Raw genomic sequence first — 16,303 nt, 5'->3', positions numbered from 1 at the left:
ATCTCGGGACGGAGCCCGCGAGCGGAATCTGCGGGTTTGTTGCATAAAATCCGTGCGAAACCGACGCGTTCGACGGGCGGGACGGAGAAATAGATGTCTCACAGCCCCTGTCCGAGTCCGGCGAGGTAGACGCCGAAGGCCATGAGGAGAGCGCCTTTGGCGAGGTCGATGGGGCCGCGGCCCGCGCCGATGGCGGCGATGATGATGAAGGCGCCCCAGAGGAGGCAGCAGAGGCCGATCACCTGGGTCAGTTGAACGCCGGTTCGAAACAGTTCGCCGAGCATGGTCGATCCTCCGTATTGAAAAGTCAGGGCAGCATCCAGCCGAACCACGGCGCAAGCGCATGGCCCACGATTATCGCGAGGTCGTGCAGCGACGCGAACGCGATCAGCATCAGGGCGGCGAAGGCCAGAAGGGGGAGAAGAGGGGGCCGCATGTCTCTTGTTCACCGCAACGGATTGACGGGCCAGAGCGGCGCGTGATGCTCTGCCTCGCCGCGAGAGCCGAGGTGAATGATGGAGTCCGCATATTGCCGCGCCGCCTCGCCGCGCATGGGCACGGCCAGTTGCGCGAAGGCTTCCGGCGGCACGCGTGGCAGGGTGCGCGTGGCGCGGCCGTAATTCGTGTGGCGACGGCGCGACAGCCCGCCGTCGAACGCCGCCTGCTCGCTGGTGGTGATGACGATCTCCGAGCGCTGGCCGAACAGGCCCGACGCCCAACGATTCGTCTCCTCCTCGGTGTTGCGCAGGAAAATCTTCACCGCGCAGTTGCCGAGAAAGTTCTTCACGTCGTGCGGATTCCGGGTGCGTTTCAGAAAGGCCGAGATGTTCTGCGCCGCGACGATATTGGCGTGGCGGCTCTCGCGGGAGCGCTCAAAGAAATCGGAATCGCCCCGTCCTTCGCCGCTCGTGTAGAAGGTCTGGAATTCGTCGCAGAGGAAGAAGCTCGGACGCTCCTTGCCGGGCCGGCGCAGGATCTGGCGCTGGAACTCCAGCTTGACGAGTGTATTGACGACGCGGCTCATCCGCTCGCGGTCGGCTGCGGGCATATGGACATAGAGAATCTTGCCCTTGTCGATCACGTCGGCGATGCTGATGGTCGAGCGCCCGGTGAACATCTCGCGGAAAGGCGGCACCAGGAATTCGTCGAGAAGCTGCGTGATGGTGCCGCGCACGCCCGATTTTTCGCGGTCTGCCATCGCCGCCCAGTTCTTCTCGAAATAACCGATCGCGTCATCGACTTCCTGCGGCGTCGCGCCCGGAAACCGCCCGGCGATGGCGACGAGAAGACGGTGATAGAGCGGCGTCTCGGCCTCGCCTTCCTGTGAGAGATGGTACACGTCGATGAGCGACGGCGCTTCGCCTCCCGCCGCCGCCCGCACCAGGACGATGCCATGGCGCAGGAACGCCTTTGCGGCGTCGAGGAAATAGGAGCCGTCATTGCCCTGTTCGAGGCCGAGAAGGCGCAAGGCCGCCACGAGCCGCGTCGCCACTTCGAGCGCGTCGTCGGCATTGTCGAGGGGGTTCCAGGCAATCGAGCGCCGCGTCCGCGCCGCCGCGCCCCACGCGCCGGGGTCGACGACATAGAGATCATCGGCGCGCCCGAGCCTTTCGCAGAGCCTTTGCAGCTTGCCGTAGAAGTCGCCCTTGGCGTCCAGCACGAGCCCGGAAATGGAGAGGGGCGCGTCCGACGACGAGGCGATCAACGCGACCAGCAGCGAATTCAGCACGCAGACGGTCTTGCCCGAACCGACCTGGCCGAACACCGCCGCATTCTTCATGAAATCGTCGAACGTCCAGGGAAAGCCCGCGATCCTGAAGCGCCCCGGCGCTTCCGTCGTCACGATCTCCTCCGGGCGCATGGCGCTGATCGGACGCCTCGCGCCGGGCCGGTAGCCGAGATGCTCGATCTGCTGGGCGAGATAGCGCTTCAGGAACCAGGTGTTGATGTGATTGCCGCGATTTTTCAGGGCCAGCGCCGGAATGGCGGCGAACAGCAACAGGCTCATGGAGCCGAGCGCATCGCGGAACGGCGCCAACGCTCCCATCTGCGGCCAATGGGCGAGCAGATAAAGGCCGAACGCGCCGATGCTGCCGAGAAGGGCGGCAAGCCGACCGCGTCGCGCCAGCCTTTGCTCGTGGCGCAGATAGGTCAGCGTGTCGCGCACGGCGGACGAAGCCGGGCCATAGCGTTCGGCCATGCGCCTGTCCGCCCGCCGGCGGGTGGCGGTGACGAGGATGGCGACGCCCGCCAGCGTCACGGCGAACACCAAAACGGTGAGAACGAGGCGGTCGGGCGCGGCATAGGCGGCGTTCTTCGGTGTCGCTGTTGCGCCAGCGATCAGCGCCGGAAGGCCGAGACCCGAGGCGAGAATGAGCCAAGTGTCGCCCGAATATCCGTCTCGCATTGCCCCGTCCTCCTTTCCTATCAGCGCCGCCTGCGTGGACGGGCGCGAAGCGGGCGCGGCGTGAAGGCGGGATCGCGGGACGCGCCGTTGTTTGCTCCGTCTCGGGTGGGAGTGACCGGATCGAACGCTGCCGCCGGGGGAGAAGGCGAACTGCGGCGGGTTGCGCCATTTCGCCGGAGGGCCATGACCCCTGCGACGAGCGTCCGCCCCAGCAGCGCGCCCAGCAATGCGCCGAGCCGACAGGCGAGTAGGCCCATAGAGAAAATCGCCTGAAAGAGGAGCAGCAAGAATCTCAGCATGTCCGTCACCCTTTCTTCTTTTTCGGGCTGGGCGATTTGCGGGGCTTCGGCATATCGTCTAGTTCGTCATCGTCCGCCGATGGAAGGCCGATGAACGTCACCTCGCTCGCGCCGGCTTGCGTGAGCAGTCGGCGCCAGAACTGCCGGTGCGCCGGGCCTTGCACCCCGGCGTAAGGCGACCGGGCGAGATAATCGATCGCCACCGAGACGCCGCGCAGTTCGAGCGGCGCGAGACGCGGCAAGGAAGAGGCCCGATAGCTCTTCCAGAAATTGCCGCCGCCAAGATGCGAATAGCCGCCGCGCACATGCTCCAGCATGTCCGAGATGATCACGAGGCGGCGCGTCGGCGTCCGCCCATCGAAATCGGGTCGCGTCGGCAGCGCTGCGATCGTGGCGATGAGCGGACTGTCCGACGATTGGGCGCTCGCGCCCGCCTCCCGGATCGCCGCCGTGATCGGGTGGTCGAATGTCTCCGCCCAGCGTTTCTGGGCCTTGCTCGCGGTCACGAACAGAGGATTGCTGTCCGACGCCTTGCCGGGATTGCAGGCCGACATCACCTCGACCGGCTGTCCGGGGTCGGCGGCGTTGAGCGTCACGATCGTGAGCTTCCCGCCATAGGGCAGCCGGTCACGCTCGGCGTCGATCGACGCCTTCACGCGACGCTTCTGAATCTCCGTGAGCATGTCGGTTGCGTCGATAAGGATGATACTGCTCACGCCGATATGACCGCTTTGGCAGAGTTCGAAAGCGTCGGGCGGGCGGTTCAGCGTCGTCCAGGCGGCGGCGCCGAAGCCGCCGCCGAGGACGAGGATGCCGAGCCACAAGGCGCCGAGCCGGATGTTTCGGCCTTGGCCGCCGCTGCGGGAGGAGCGGGGATGCGCACGCATGTCCATCCTCCGCTCATTTCGGCGAACGCGGACGGCGCGACGCCTCGTCCTTGTCGACCTGCCCGGCGGCGCCGCGCTCGGTCGCCATGATCGTGTCGATCATGCCGTCGATCACCGTGACCTGTTCCTGCAACGTCTTCTCTTCGAGCGCCGCGAGACGCCGGCCATTTTCCGCGAGCGTGCTTTCCGCCTGTTCGGCGAGCGCCATGAGCTCGGTGAGATCGAGGCGCGTTTTTCGCCACTCTTCGAACGCCGGATAGGTCTCGAAATATTTCGGCGCGGGCGTGTTGCGCACGGCGCGATTGCGGTCGCGATACATGCGCAGCCAGATATGCAGGCGGCCGATCTCCGCGTCGATGGAGTCGCTGAGCGTGCGCATCACCCCTTGCGCTTCGGCGACGAGACGGCGGATATCGTTCAGGCGCTCACGCTCGGCAGCGTGGCGCGCCCGCAGCTTGGCGCGCTCCCCGTCGAACGCGTTCTGCATGGCGTCCTTCAGATTGGCGATGGCGTCGTGCGAAGCTTCGTCCGCTGCCTGAAAGCGGCGGTCGAAACCGTCGTGACCCCAATAGGGTGCAACGATCCCCCACGTCCCGCCGCGCCCCTTCATCGCCGCGATCAGGAAGGTCGCCACCCCGACGACGAACAGCACGAAGGGCGGAATCGTGGTGTAGGCGAACCAGCGCCAGGGCTTGAGGATCACCAGAAAGTCGATCTGCGCCGCCGCGTCGCGCCCGATCGCCTCGCGCCCGATCGCTTCACGCAAGTCGCCCAACGCCAGATGCAGCGCCAGCGCTGCCGCCATGAACAAGGCCGTCGTCAGGATGCCCAGCAGCCGAAGCGGCGGCCGCACATGGGTGGCGAGCCGCCAGCCGAGAAAGCCCGCGCCGAGCCCCATCAGCACATTGGCGAGGCCGACCGACAGGGCCAGCATCAGGCCGCCGATCAGTCCACGATCCTGGAGTTCCTGAAACAGGAAGGCGTTCAGCAGCCCCTCGCAAAGCGTCAGCGCGAGCAGCAGCGAGGCGAACATCGCGCCATCCGACTTATAGACCGCCGAGTGCGGCGGCAGTCCGTTCTCTTCCTCGAAGGCGCGCAGGTCGCGCCTGGTTCGTTCCTGCTCATGGAAGGCGTAAGCAAGATCGTCGCGGTAGCGGTCTTTCGTTTCGGCGACCTCGCGCCGGATGGTCGACTGTTCCAGCGCCGTGTCGAGCGGTGCAGGCAGCATCGTGCGGATGTCGTTGCAGCGATCGGTGATCTCGGCCCCGGCGCGCCGCGTGGCGCCGGCGACGAAACCCTGGCTCTCGTCGATCAGCTCGCGCTGCGTCTCGTCGAGCTGCGCGTCGTTCGTCGGCGGCTCGTTCTTCCGCCCAGCTTCCGCAGCGCGCAAGAGTATATTGTACTTTGAGACGACATCGTCGATGCGGCGGCGCGACGAGTCGTCGCCGACGGGGATATAGGACGAGCCGAGCGTGATCGATCCATCTTTGGTGCGGGCCATGCCAACCTCCTTTGTGACAAGGAGGAGGTAATTGCGAAGCCCGGGAAACGCGTTGACCGGAATCTGCAAGAAACTTGCGTTCGGGAGCCTTCCGCTTCTTACGCTGCGCTGCCTGAGCTTTTTATACCAAGTCGCCGAACTCCCAATGAGTCAGTTCATCGGGCGGTTGGTAATACGACGCGGTAGCGCGCCTTTCCCATGTCGGCTGTTCCGCGCTTCATGCGATCACCGATCCATTCCGAAAGAATCCGCAAGGCGTCCTCGATCGCCGCGCCATGCGCCCGCTTGTCGGACAGTCGTCCGGTGACATCGTCCGGAAATCGATCCTGCGCGACGATCAAGATCATCTCGAACTCGCCCGCATCCTCGACCGGATGCTTGAGCACGGGCCTGCGCGGCAAGACAAGCGCTCCTTTTGCCGGAAACACCTCCTGCCGGAACGCTTCATGCTCGCGGTAGGCGGGCAGGAAGCATTTGAATCCATGAATGCGCACATCGTGGTTGAACAGCAGCATGGGCCAATCGGCCCAGAGCGGCTTGCCGTCGCGGCCGCGAGGGCTGACGAAGTCCATCCAGAACGGCGCACCGGCGGGAACTTCGGTCGCGGGCAATTCGTCGGTATCGTCCTCACCGATCCCCGCATAGCGCGTGCGGCCGATCTGCCCGGAAAACGGGTCCGTGAGCATGATGCTTCCTCGAACGTCGATCTTTCCGAGAAAGGTGTCGCGCCAGTCTGTCGGAGACCGCAACGAACTGCCGGCGCAGTATTGCCTGAGCGCGTCGAAATCCCGCTCCCGAAAAACCTGCTCGTCGATCTGGAAGATGCGGCATATTTCCTTGATGTGGGGCACCGGGATGCGCAACTGCTCCTTGACCCAGCGCGTCACGGCTGTCGCGTCGAGGCCGAGCGCCTCGGCGAGCCGCGCCTGGTTCGTCACGACGGGAGACGGATAGGACAAGCCATCCCGATTCACTATATCGCCGAGCGCATGCTGTTTGTCGCGGGCCACCGGACGTTGGTCACCTCTGACCGTAATGAGATAGGTGAGCTTCTTGCCTTGGTCCGGAATGATTCCGCTATGGGGCTCGTCATCGCTTCTCATGTTCGTATCCGGGCAGCACGCCATTCATATCCGTTCCGACTATCCGGTCGCCATGCCGAGAGGCGCAACGGTTCACATTCCCCAGACTGTAAACGGAGCCCAGAACAATGGCGACGCGAAGGGGCGCTCGGCGTCCGGCGCGCTACCGCCCGCGCCGGGGGCGTCGTCGATGTCGGCGAGACGATAGCGCCATGCCGCGCCGCCATCCTCCGACCCGATGATCCTGCGCAAGTCGTCACGCGACAAATCCATCAACCAGAGAACGGCGGCGCGCACCGCCTGCGCGGGCGGCAGTTGTCGATGCAAATGTTCTTCATAGCCTCTTGACGCGACGAGGGCGGCGCTGACATCGGGCATCGCCCACAGCGCGCCGGTCACGCAGGCCGCGCCCGCCATCAGAAAGGCCGTGATCGGCCCAACCGATTCTTCGACCGTATGGAAGAGACCGGTCATCGCCGTTTCGCACGCCGCCAGCATCAGCCAACGACACCTGTCGATCCCGAGGCCGCCGGTGATCTCCGGAAGCGTCAGCCATTCGCTCGAGGCAAGCTTCATCCCGGATTGCTCCGGGTGCATGATGTCGAACCGTCCGTGGCACGAGAGATGAAGATACCGCCGTGACGCCGCATGCTCCAGAAACGCCTCCTTCGATGCCTCGTCCCCGACCAGGATCATGCCGTCGGGGAACAGGCGATGCAGGGCAGGCGCCTCGATCGTTTCGCCAAACCGCAGGTCGTGACCGGGATTGACCAGCGCCAGCGCGCCGCCCGATGCGTCCTGCTCCGTACGCTGCGCCCGTTCGACCGCCGCCTTCAAAGCCTGGAGGCTCGGCGTGTAGGAAACAATGTGCTCCCTTATGAGAGGACGCTTCGCGTCGTCGAATGCGCAAAGGGCGGCATGAAACGGCAGCGCGCCAAAGTCGCCTGTGGGCATGATCACGAGATGCGCCGACCTGTCGCTCCCGTCTGGCGGTCGATGGGCTTCCTCGAGTTCCCTGATCTTTTCGAGAACGGGGGCCATGACCTTCGCGCCCAGCCACTCGGTAATTTCCTGAAGCGAAAGCGCCGCGACGCGCCATGCCTCCTCTTCGTTCCGGGCGCTCATATCGAGCGGAGCCGGGTTGCACGCTTCGCCATATGCCGCGCTCCATTTTTGTCGTCGTTCGCGCACGTTGGCGAAAGTGAGCTCCGGCATCTCGATGACGTGCCGGTGGTCTGGCGCGGCGACGCCCGATGGCACAACGAACACGATCCCGCCGAACTCCGTGGCGACGGGCGTGATGAGCACGCTTCCCTCCGGCAGAGACGCCAGAACCGGGCCGAGCGCTGCCATGGCTCGCCCCTGCGCCTTGCGCAGCGCGTCGGACAATTCCTCCTGCGCGGCGGCCAATTCGTCAGCGACCGTCAGGAACGGTCGCGTCATCGTCAGGAAGCTGGTCGCCTCGGCGCGCAGGGTGGCGACGCGCTTTGTGGCGTTTCGGATCGCGGCCCGTCTGTCGTCGTCGGCCTCCGACGACGCCATTCGTTCGAAGGTGAGCATTTCCCGCAGCGTGACGCCGCGAACCGCCTCCAGGCGCTCGAGCGCCGTCACACAATCGCCCTGCGCCGCATAGGCGAGCGCCGCCCAGCCGCCGGCGTCGACGATGGCGTCGATGAGTTCCGCTCGCGCCATCGGCGTCACGGCCTCGCGCCAGCAATCGTCCGACGCATCGAAGGCCCGGTCGATGACATGCAGAGCTTCGCCCCAGTGCTCGCGGCCCATCGCCATCAGCGCCCTGGCCTCGGCGAGATTCTGCGCAACGAGATCGCTCGCACTGAATTCATCCCGTCCGATCTCGCCTGCGTGCCGAATATGCGCCAGCGCGATCCTGCGGTTTTCCGACGGATCGCCGCGCCGCCGCCCGAGATAGGCGAGTCCCAGGCCTTGCATCCAGTGGGCTTGCCGGGTGTTGTCGTCGTCCTCGCCGAGGGACAACGCCATCGTATAATGCTTGATCGCCGCCTCGACATTGGCGTCCACGTCGCCGGCCTTGCGCGTAAGAAAAGCATGCCCGAGTTTCGACGCGATCGAGGCCGCCTCGTGCGGATCGCCTCTTTCCGTGCACAGCTGGAGAGCCTCCTCCAGATATTCCACGGCCTTGTCGACCTCACCATAGGCCAATGCCTGAAGCTTCTCATAGGCGTCGCCGAGCGCTTGCAGCGCGGCGACGCGGCCACGCCAATGTTCGCCGCGAGGAGCCGCCGCCAGCGCCTCGGAGGCGTGATTGACCGCCGAGGCGATGTTTTCGCCGTCGTCATGGTAGAGACGGCGCAGATAGGTCTGCGCCAGTTCGGCCTGTAGCGACGCCCTCAGGTCAGGATCATCGCCACTTTCCGCCAGCATCCCGACCGATGTTTCGAAACACTGGAGCGACCGCTCGATATTCGCGGCGCGGTCGCCACGCGTCCGGTTTCTGAAAGCGAACGCCAGATCGCACCAGATGCGCGGTATGGAGCCGGCGTCCTCGCTTGCCGCCGCCTTCTCGTAGAAGGATACGGCCCGGTCCTGATTTCGCTCCGGCGTCCCTTTCTTCCGCAGGAGATAGGCGTTGCCGAGAAAGGCGTGAATGAATCCCGAAACCTCGATCTCTCGCTCGCGCCCACGGGCGATAACGCCGCGCAAGAGCAAAATCGCTTCTTCGATGTCATCCGTCTTGTCGACATATGCCCGATCGATCAGCGCACGAGCGAGATTGCCGCTGCACCATGTCCACGACTCCCAGTCGTTGTCGGGGCTGTAGATGTCGAGCGCTTTGCGATAGCAGGCGATCAATCGGTCGGTGTCGGCGATGCCGGCTTTCTCGAGCGCGGCGCCCGTTTCCTTGTATGCGTGGGCCTCCCCGAGCGGCTTGCCGAATGTGATTGCGTTCTCGCGCAGCGCATCGAACGCCTCCAGAGCCTTTGCGAGATTCTCTTCGGGCTCCCCCTCGTCATGTTCCAGCCAGGCTCTGCCGAGCGCGATCTGCACGTCCGCCCACAGCGGCCATTCACGCGCAGGCTCGAGGCGATTCAAGACGTCCTCGAAGCAGGCCATGGCTTTTCGACCACTCGCCCCAGCCGCGTCCGCCTGCGCCAGATGCGCGATTCCAAGTTGGTAAGTGGAGACCGCCCAGTTGTGCATATCCGCTTCGGGCGTCTGTACGCTGAGCGCGTCTTCGAAGCAGGCGATAGCGGTCTCGATGTTTTCGTCCCGATCGCCGCCATCCGACATGCGATACGCGACGCCGAGCGCGCCACGGAAATACGCCCAGGCTGTCTCGTCCACGTCTCGCGTGATCGTTTGCAGCGCTGTTTCGAGATGGATGATCGTCCGTTCAGACCATTCCGGTTCCGGCGGCTCCTCAGCCGTGGCCATCGCGACGCCCGCCGCCCCGTGAAGGCTCGCGGCGACGACGCCATCGAAATTTCCGATGCTCGCGACGATATGCGACGCGAGGTCGGAGAAAATACCGGCTTTCTCCAAAGGCTCGATGTCGGCGCCGGGATCGAGAACGCAACAGGCCTCGTCGCCGCCTGCCGTCGCATGATGCTCGGCATAGTCCTGCCACGACCGGATTTTCTCCCGGAGAAGCTCGTCGCGCACGGCGCCGACCCCGCATTCGGCGCAAGACGTGGCAACGTGCAGGATATTGGCGATCCGCGCCCGCTGCCGGGGCCACAAGGGGCTCTCGCTATAAAGACGCAGCGTTTCGAGATTGTCGGCGGCCAATTGCTCGGGAGCTTCCTCCAGCGACACGAGAAACTCGAGCGGCGTCTGAAAGGCCAAAAGCCGTTGGACGCTCGCATACATGGACTGAGACATCGTCGCCTCGCGATCCTGTGGCGGGCCGGAGCAGCCGTGAAATGACGCGCAGGTTGCCACGACTCTGGCGCGATGGGAACGGTCGCCGACACGATCGCCGAGACTGGCGCGCCGTCCCGCTGCGAGCGTGCAATTTTCTGCAATTCCCTGCCGATGGCGCCGGGCCGTTTCCCTCTTAGGGTTGAAGGGTAGACGGGGGCAGACGGGAGTCGGCGCGCCGCCGGCCTCGCGAAAGCGAAAGCGGATGCGTCGTCAAATGGGCAGGACGAACCGATGGAAGAAAGAACGACCGGGGACAATCTCGCTTCCGACCTGCTGTGCGGCGCGGAGGACATCGCGGACTTCCTGTTCGGCGACAGGAAGCATCGGCGCAGGGTCTACCACCTCGCCGAGACGTCGCGCCTGCCGGTGTTCAGGCTGGGGAGCAAGCTCTGCGCCCGCCGGTCGGTCTTGACCGCCTGGATCGCCGAGCAGGAGGCGCGCTCGGCGCACCGGCTGGCCGTGATGGTGAGGCGGCAACCGTCAGATCCAACGTGATGCCGGAAGCGCCCGGCAGAGTTCGGTGGATACTTCAGCGTGATCTTCCCTAGCTACAACAAGTGTGCCATTTTTTCTGGCACCATCTATTACCAGTGCCAATAGGAGTCATACACAAGTCCCCAGTTGTATGATGGCTTTCCAAAAAGTGGATTATTTTGGTCGATTTTTGTCGCTGCCGGTGGGTTTTTGCATATAAAGTCCGCCGGGCCAGCAGATATTGGCGGGCCTTCCCCGCCAAAGCCGTTTGCAATCACGACTTGTCCTGCGCTGCAACCGGCCGGGCATTTCACAGGGCCGACGAAACGCGGGTCACGCCATGTAGAACCACAATCTTGGTAGTCCGGATTGCTACAAGTAGGGGTATACAGCTCCGGTGGCGACCACTGATAGCAGACGTTTCCTCCGCCGCCTCCTGCGGCTGCGTCGGCGCAAACAGGCTGATTGTTGTTGATGCCAGTAAGAACCTTACCGGTCGGGCAGCTCAAAGTGATCGCAGGTGGCTGGGTGCCAGAGCAGGCAAAATTCGTACCATTATATGTGAGAAATTGCCCCGGCGCGCAGGTTGGAACGGTCTGGTTGCCGGTATCTACGCAGATGAAACCCTGTTGAGTATATGTCAGTACTTTGCCGTTAGGACAAACATTCGGAGTGTTTGGATTTGAACATTCAAACCCAGAGGCCGTATGAGTCACGACTTGTCCAGCCGCGCAACCGGGTAGCGCGGTTGATAAAACGTCTTGTCCCTCAGGCTTTCCGGGGATAGCGAAACGTCGCACTTCATCCTTGTCGAGACAGTGAGTATAGGCCGCACCATTTTTCCAGCTAAGTATGGCCTCCTGTCCACTAGGACAGTCAGAGACTTCATTACTTTGTTTTGGTGGAAACACTTGCGTATTTGTCGCTGATGCGGAGGCGTTTCCCGACAGGGCGGCGAAAATAATGAATATGAAAACGGCTACGCTTTTCTTCATTTGCATAAAATCATCTATGCTATTAATCATTTATATCTAAAGCACAGTGGTTCACAATCACTTAATAACCTCTAATTTAAAGCAATATATTTATATCAGACGAAAAGACTAGCTAAATAACCAATTTTAACAGCGCCATCACGCCGCCATCTGCCAAAACCTCTCCGCGAGGGCGCGTTCCTCGGGGCCGGAGGCGGCGGTGTAGATCGCCGTGATGGCGAGGTGGGAACCGTCCGATCGGACGTGACGCCGGAAACGCCCGGCAGCGTTCGGTGGATAGGGAAAGAAAGCGCCCCATAATGAGCCTTGCGCATTGGTAACGTATATGTTACCATAATCGAATGGCAGTATCGAAAAGCTTCAAGGAACTGGTGCAGCGTCGCGTAGCAGCGGAACCCGCCTTCGCCGAAGGGCTGCTGCGCGAAGGCATCGAGGCGATGCTTTCCGGGGATGTGGACGCAGGGAAGTCAATTCTACGCGATTACATCAAGGCGACTGTGGGTTTCGAGAAACTAGGCGAAGCGACGGCCACACCCCCGAAGAGCCTGATCCGCATGCTCGGTCCGCGTGGCAATCCGCAAGCGCGAAATCTCTTCAGCATTATCAGCTACCTGCAAAAGCAGGCGGGTGTCGAATTTCATGTGACGCCGTCGACGCGCTAACGGCGACGACCCTCACGCCGCCATCTGCCAAAACCTCTCTGCGAGGGCGCGTTCCTCGGGGCCGGAGGCCGCCGTGTAGATCGCCGTGGTGGCGAGGCGGGAATGGCCCATCCAGCGTGACACGAGATCGAGCGGCACGTCCGCCTGCACGGCGGCGATGCCGAAGGCGTGGCGGAGGCCTCGGGGCGTCCCTGCGCGACCGGAAATGCCTGCCTGATCCATGACCCGCCTGACGATGCGCCAGGCGGTCTGGCGGCACCAACCCCAAAGAGGGGTCGAGGGCGCGGGCCGAAGCGGGAGCCCGCCGGCGGCGTTTGCCTGCGTCAGCCCGAACCGGGCGTCCAGCGCCGCGAGGAGCGGGAAGGGCAAGGGCACCTCGCGCATGGCGTGGCGGCGGCGCTTGAGGGTGCGGATGGCGACGACGCCGCGCTCGATCTGAAATGATGTGGCGGTGAGTGCGAGGACTTCGCTGACGCGGGCGCCGCTCCACAAAAGCGTGCGCACGAACAGCGCCTGATCGACCGGCAGCGCGTCCAGCGCCGCCAGCACGCGCCGTCTCTCGTCGGCATTCAGATATTTGCGCGAGCCGTCCTGCGCGTAGAGCTCGGCGGCGTCGCAGGAAGCGGAGACAGGCGCCGCCCGCCGCCAGCGCGGCGAGGGCGAATTTTCCCGCGTTCGGGAGGAGACTTTTTTGCTCATAATGTTGCAGGGGAAGCTTTCTCTCAAAAGATCAGAGGCTTGCCCCTCTTCCCGTTCTCCTCTCTCGCTCTCCCCTTTCGATGCAAGGGTCGTCGGATCGTGGCCAGCGTCAATGTTCGTCAGGACGATATCGTACATCCGCCGTCCTTCCAAGAGGGAGCGCAACATTATGAGCAATAATGTTGCAGCATAACCAAAGCGAACAAGGCATCCCGGAAATTTCCGCAGGCATTTATCCGGGAACCAGTTTCGCTTTACAGACCACACTGGATTCCGGGTCTCACTGCGTTCGCCCGGAATGCCTCAGGGGTATTTCCGACACTAAAAAGCTGTTACGGCAAAGTAATTACAATCGTTACTTGCAAATAACGATGTAGTATTCGCATTACTTTCAAGAAAATGATTGATCGGTGCATCAGAGATCGACTTAACGTCGATTTTGTGGTGTCTTTTTTGGTTAACGCGAGTTTTACTTACATCTTGGCGTTTTTGTGGAATCCATATATGATAGTAGTAAGTAAAAAATGCGATAAAATATAACGCTCAAATAACGACCAAGTAAATATAAACTAATTACTTGGCCGTAACGAAGTCTGAGATCAATGCTGGATGGAGGGCTATATGCAACCGACCACTCGATCAACAGTTGCCGCCGCAGCGATGACATTTCTCGCTGCTGCAAGCGGCGCATCCTACCCCCTGATGGCGGCTTCGCCTGCTTATGCGGATAGCGCCCGTATCGAGCAGTTGCAGAAGGACATAGCCGCCACGCGGGCGGAGAGGGCTGCCTCGAAGGCGAGGACGGAAGCCTCGAAGGCGAGGACGGAGGCGGAGCAGGCGCGTGGCGCTGCGGCGGATGAGGCCGGGAAATGCGCTGTTGAAATTTCCAAGGTTTGTCCCGGCATGCTTCCAAAAATTACTTTGGCCACCGCCTGCAAGGTTCGGCGTGACCCCTCAGCCTGCAACAGCGGCTGACCTTCTAGACTGTAGGGTTTGTAGGTTTCCTGAGCGCCGCGCTGTGTGTCGGTTTCCCTTGTGCAGGTGGTTGCGCTGAGGCTTGCTTGTTTTGCGGAGTGGGCGGCGTGCTTTCTGGGGCGTCGGCGTGTTGCTCTTGCTGCTGCTTTTGGAGCGCAGCGAGGAGTGCTTCATTTTTCTCAACCTTTGTATCCGCCGCCCTCCGCGCATGATGCTCGTTTGTACCTTGTTGTGTTTCGGCTTTATTTTGTTGAAGAGTGAGCTTCTCTTCATGGCGCCACTTTTTATATAGCTCTTTCTCACGCCTACCAACCGCCTCATGAACCTTATGAGGGTTCTTCGTGTCATGCTTATCATGTGTGACATGATTTTCATCGGCAGCTTTCTGTTCGATCTTCTTTAATTGCTCCCTGATGCGGCGGCGCTCCTCCTCTGTTTTGGCATGATGAAGTTGATCCACCAAACCCTGGTATTCCTTGTTGTTTCGCAACGAGGCATCCAGACCGCGCAAGTGGTTGTTGATTTCATCCGGGTTGTGGGCAAGCTTCCGGATGGTTGCATGATCTTCCACCGCCGCCTTGTCGTGCGGGCTGAAGCCGAGCGCTTTCGTGTCATTGGCCGCCGCGAGGATTTGCTGTTGGTTGAAGCCCTTGGCGAACAGTGACCTCGTCGTGCCGAGGTCGAGGCCCGCATGCTGGAAGGGCGTTTCAGGGAAGTTCTTTTCATTCAGTCCCGCGCCGCCGGTCGATGGATCCCAGCGCGAAACCATACCGGCATAGCCATAGGACGAACCGCCGTTGTTCGCGGCGTAGGCGCCACCGACTGCGCCGATCTTCCTGTCCCAGCCGATGCGGCCGAACGCGTCCTGTTTGAAGAAATCGGCGTTGGCGCCCGCTCGGTCTCCACCATTCTGCGGGTCGCGGCTCGGCTGCATGGCTTTCTTCTGCGCGTCGGAGAAGCCGCTCAACGCCGTATCCATGCTGCGGCTCACGATGGCCGTCAGGTTGCTGTCACCCGGCCTGATCGACGCCAACTGTTCCGGGGATATCGCCTTCATCCTCTCGTTCATGACGGTGCCGAGCGTATCGGCCGGCAGGGGCGAAGGAATGCCGCGTGCGTCCATCGCTGCGAAAATCGCCTGCGCGAAAGTCGTTACAGCGATCTGCTCCTGGCTTTTGGGACGGGTGAGGGCGGCGCCGTAATTCATGCGTCACAGCCTCCGCCCGGCGGAGGCCATGCGGCCTTCGAGAACGCGTAGAAAATAGCGTGGCAAAATATCTGCCATGGTAATAACCCGTCTTCAAATATATCCCGCACATCCACAATAGGGCACAATAGCGAGATTCCCTCAAAATTCCGGCCCCTGAAAAGGGCTCTCGTAAAATATTCCCGCAGTATATATTGCGATCATTTACGAAGGCTTTATTTATCTATTTATTTACATATTTTACGACATTGACGATATGAGTCCGCCCCGTCTGTCGGGGAGTTCGCTGCTGGAAGATGCCAAGGCTCGCTCGGCGTCCCCGTAAGAATTCCGTCGCCTCAAAGGCAAACGCACGGGTGCGGCCCTGATCGCGGGCATGCCGGTATCTTGGGTTAGCAACGAACGTTCAAGGCTAGAATCTTTATCTGTTTCTGCAAATTTGAGTGGAAATTTCGCTCTTGCAATCATTATCTACTTTATCTATAATAGATAGAGGAGGAATTGCCATGAAAGTCACCTCGACCGAATTCCAGCAGAATGTCGGGCGTTACCAGGACGCAGCCCAACACGCGCCGGTCGTCATCACCAAGAACGCCCGCGCTCACACGGTGCTGATGTCGGCGGCGTTGTTTGAAGTGTTGACGAAAGGGCGCGTGGCGCGGCGGGTCGAAGACCTCGATAACGACACGCTGAAAGCTATCGCCAAGAGTGCGGTGCCGTCGGAGTTCGACGGGCTCAATGATCTCCTCAAAGACTGGACGCCATGAGCCTCCCGACGCCGGTGCCGGGACTCGTGATCGGCTATTCGTATCTCTGGGCGCGGGAGCATAGCGACGGGGCTGAGGAAGGCGCGAAGGCTCGGCCCTGCGCGATCATCGCAGCAAAGCAGATCATCGAAGGCCGCGAAGTCGTGACCGTGCTGCCGATCACGCACAGTCCGCCCTCTGACCCCGGTGAGGCGATCGAGATTCCCGCCTCGATCAAGAAGCACCTTGGCCTCGATGATCTGCGGTCATGGATTGTCGTGACGGAAACCAACGATTTCTTATGGCCGGGGGCCGACCTACGGCCTGCCGTCTCGGGTAAGGCGCTCTCGCGCTTTGTCTATGGAATGTTGCCGCCAAACTTCTATGCGCATGTCCGAGACAGGGTTTTGCAAGCTCACCTCGAACGCCGCCTGACGAGCGTTCCGCGCACCGAATAAGCCCGCAT

17 protein-coding genes are annotated in these 16,303 nt (G+C 62.0%); 7 read left to right on the top strand and 10 right to left on the bottom strand.

The window, feature by feature from the left end:
* Positions 1-98: 98 nt before the first annotated feature.
* The 7 genes from K3F48_RS02500 to K3F48_RS02475 form a co-directional block, all read right to left on the bottom strand.
* Entirely contained in the window at positions 99-284 is a 186-nt protein-coding gene (locus K3F48_RS02500) for a hypothetical protein (RefSeq protein ID WP_222573825.1), read from the bottom strand.
* Between the two features lie 23 nt (positions 285-307).
* On the bottom strand, positions 308-436 hold the full coding sequence (locus K3F48_RS24130) for a hypothetical protein (RefSeq protein ID WP_255608037.1): 129 nt from the start codon (positions 434-436) through the stop codon (positions 308-310).
* 9 nt (positions 437-445) lie between these two features.
* Entirely contained in the window at positions 446-2,407 is a 1,962-nt protein-coding gene (locus tag K3F48_RS02495; protein ID WP_222573824.1) for a type IV secretory system conjugative DNA transfer family protein, read from the bottom strand.
* Between the two features lie 304 nt (positions 2,408-2,711).
* On the bottom strand, positions 2,712-3,593 hold the full coding sequence (locus K3F48_RS02490; RefSeq protein ID WP_222573823.1) for a hypothetical protein: 882 nt from the start codon (positions 3,591-3,593) through the stop codon (positions 2,712-2,714).
* A 13-nt stretch (positions 3,594-3,606) separates the two neighbouring features.
* Positions 3,607-5,094, bottom strand: coding sequence for a hypothetical protein (locus K3F48_RS02485; protein WP_222573822.1), 1,488 nt, complete (start codon positions 5,092-5,094; stop codon positions 3,607-3,609).
* A gap of 155 nt (positions 5,095-5,249) precedes the next feature.
* The gene (locus K3F48_RS02480; protein WP_222573821.1) at positions 5,250-6,197 is read right to left on the bottom strand and encodes a helix-turn-helix domain-containing protein; all 948 of its coding nucleotides are present in this window, start codon (positions 6,195-6,197) and stop codon (positions 5,250-5,252) included.
* Between the two features lie 72 nt (positions 6,198-6,269).
* Positions 6,270-7,787 carry a CHAT domain-containing protein gene (locus K3F48_RS02475; protein ID WP_222573820.1) on the bottom strand — a complete coding sequence of 506 codons (1,518 nt, stop codon included), beginning with the start codon at positions 7,785-7,787 and terminating at the stop codon, positions 6,270-6,272.
* A 138-nt stretch (positions 7,788-7,925) separates the two neighbouring features.
* Between K3F48_RS02475 and K3F48_RS02470 the strand changes: the two genes are divergently transcribed.
* From K3F48_RS02470 to K3F48_RS02460, 3 genes are all read left to right on the top strand, one after another.
* Positions 7,926-8,537, top strand: a complete 612-nt coding sequence (locus K3F48_RS02470; RefSeq protein WP_222573819.1) for a hypothetical protein — start codon at positions 7,926-7,928, stop codon at positions 8,535-8,537.
* 261 nt (positions 8,538-8,798) lie between these two features.
* Positions 8,799-10,082: a hypothetical protein gene (locus tag K3F48_RS02465; protein ID WP_222573818.1), complete on the top strand. Its 1,284-nt coding sequence runs from the start codon at positions 8,799-8,801 to the stop codon at positions 10,080-10,082.
* Between the two features lie 228 nt (positions 10,083-10,310).
* Positions 10,311-10,574 carry a DNA-binding protein gene (locus tag K3F48_RS02460; RefSeq protein WP_222573817.1) on the top strand — a complete coding sequence of 88 codons (264 nt, stop codon included), beginning with the start codon at positions 10,311-10,313 and terminating at the stop codon, positions 10,572-10,574.
* Positions 10,575-10,663: 89 nt separating this feature from the next.
* On the opposite strand, the gene K3F48_RS02455 is transcribed toward K3F48_RS02460, so the two are convergent.
* The gene (locus K3F48_RS02455) at positions 10,664-11,578 is read right to left on the bottom strand and encodes a hypothetical protein (RefSeq protein ID WP_222573816.1); all 915 of its coding nucleotides are present in this window, start codon (positions 11,576-11,578) and stop codon (positions 10,664-10,666) included.
* A gap of 311 nt (positions 11,579-11,889) precedes the next feature.
* On the opposite strand from K3F48_RS02455, the gene K3F48_RS02450 reads away from it, so the two are divergent.
* Entirely contained in the window at positions 11,890-12,210 is a 321-nt protein-coding gene (locus K3F48_RS02450) for a DNA-binding protein (protein WP_222573815.1), read from the top strand.
* Between the two features lie 12 nt (positions 12,211-12,222).
* On the opposite strand, the gene K3F48_RS02445 is transcribed toward K3F48_RS02450, so the two are convergent.
* On the bottom strand, positions 12,223-12,909 hold the full coding sequence (locus K3F48_RS02445; protein ID WP_222573814.1) for a site-specific integrase: 687 nt from the start codon (positions 12,907-12,909) through the stop codon (positions 12,223-12,225).
* A gap of 621 nt (positions 12,910-13,530) precedes the next feature.
* Between K3F48_RS02445 and K3F48_RS02440 the strand changes: the two genes are divergently transcribed.
* Complete coding sequence (locus tag K3F48_RS02440; protein WP_222573813.1) at positions 13,531-13,884, top strand: hypothetical protein; 354 nt, start codon at positions 13,531-13,533, stop codon at positions 13,882-13,884.
* Between the two features lie 4 nt (positions 13,885-13,888).
* Here the strand turns inward: K3F48_RS02440 and K3F48_RS02435 are convergent, their stop codons facing one another.
* Positions 13,889-15,091 carry a hypothetical protein gene (locus K3F48_RS02435; RefSeq protein WP_222573812.1) on the bottom strand — a complete coding sequence of 401 codons (1,203 nt, stop codon included), beginning with the start codon at positions 15,089-15,091 and terminating at the stop codon, positions 13,889-13,891.
* A gap of 506 nt (positions 15,092-15,597) precedes the next feature.
* Between K3F48_RS02435 and K3F48_RS02430 the strand changes: the two genes are divergently transcribed.
* On the top strand, positions 15,598-15,858 hold the full coding sequence (locus K3F48_RS02430; protein WP_222573811.1) for a type II toxin-antitoxin system prevent-host-death family antitoxin: 261 nt from the start codon (positions 15,598-15,600) through the stop codon (positions 15,856-15,858).
* A complete protein-coding gene (locus K3F48_RS02425) occupies positions 15,855-16,295 on the top strand; it encodes a hypothetical protein (protein ID WP_222573810.1) in 441 nt (146 codons plus the stop codon). Before K3F48_RS02430 ends, K3F48_RS02425 begins: the two co-directional genes overlap by 4 nt.
* Positions 16,296-16,303: the final 8 nt, after the last annotated feature.

This window comes from Methylosinus sp. Sm6, from assembly GCF_019802345.1.
Classification (GTDB): domain Bacteria; phylum Pseudomonadota; class Alphaproteobacteria; order Rhizobiales; family Beijerinckiaceae; genus Methylosinus.
Note: the sequence above shows the minus strand (reverse complement) of the source record. Positions and strands in the feature narration are given on the sequence as shown.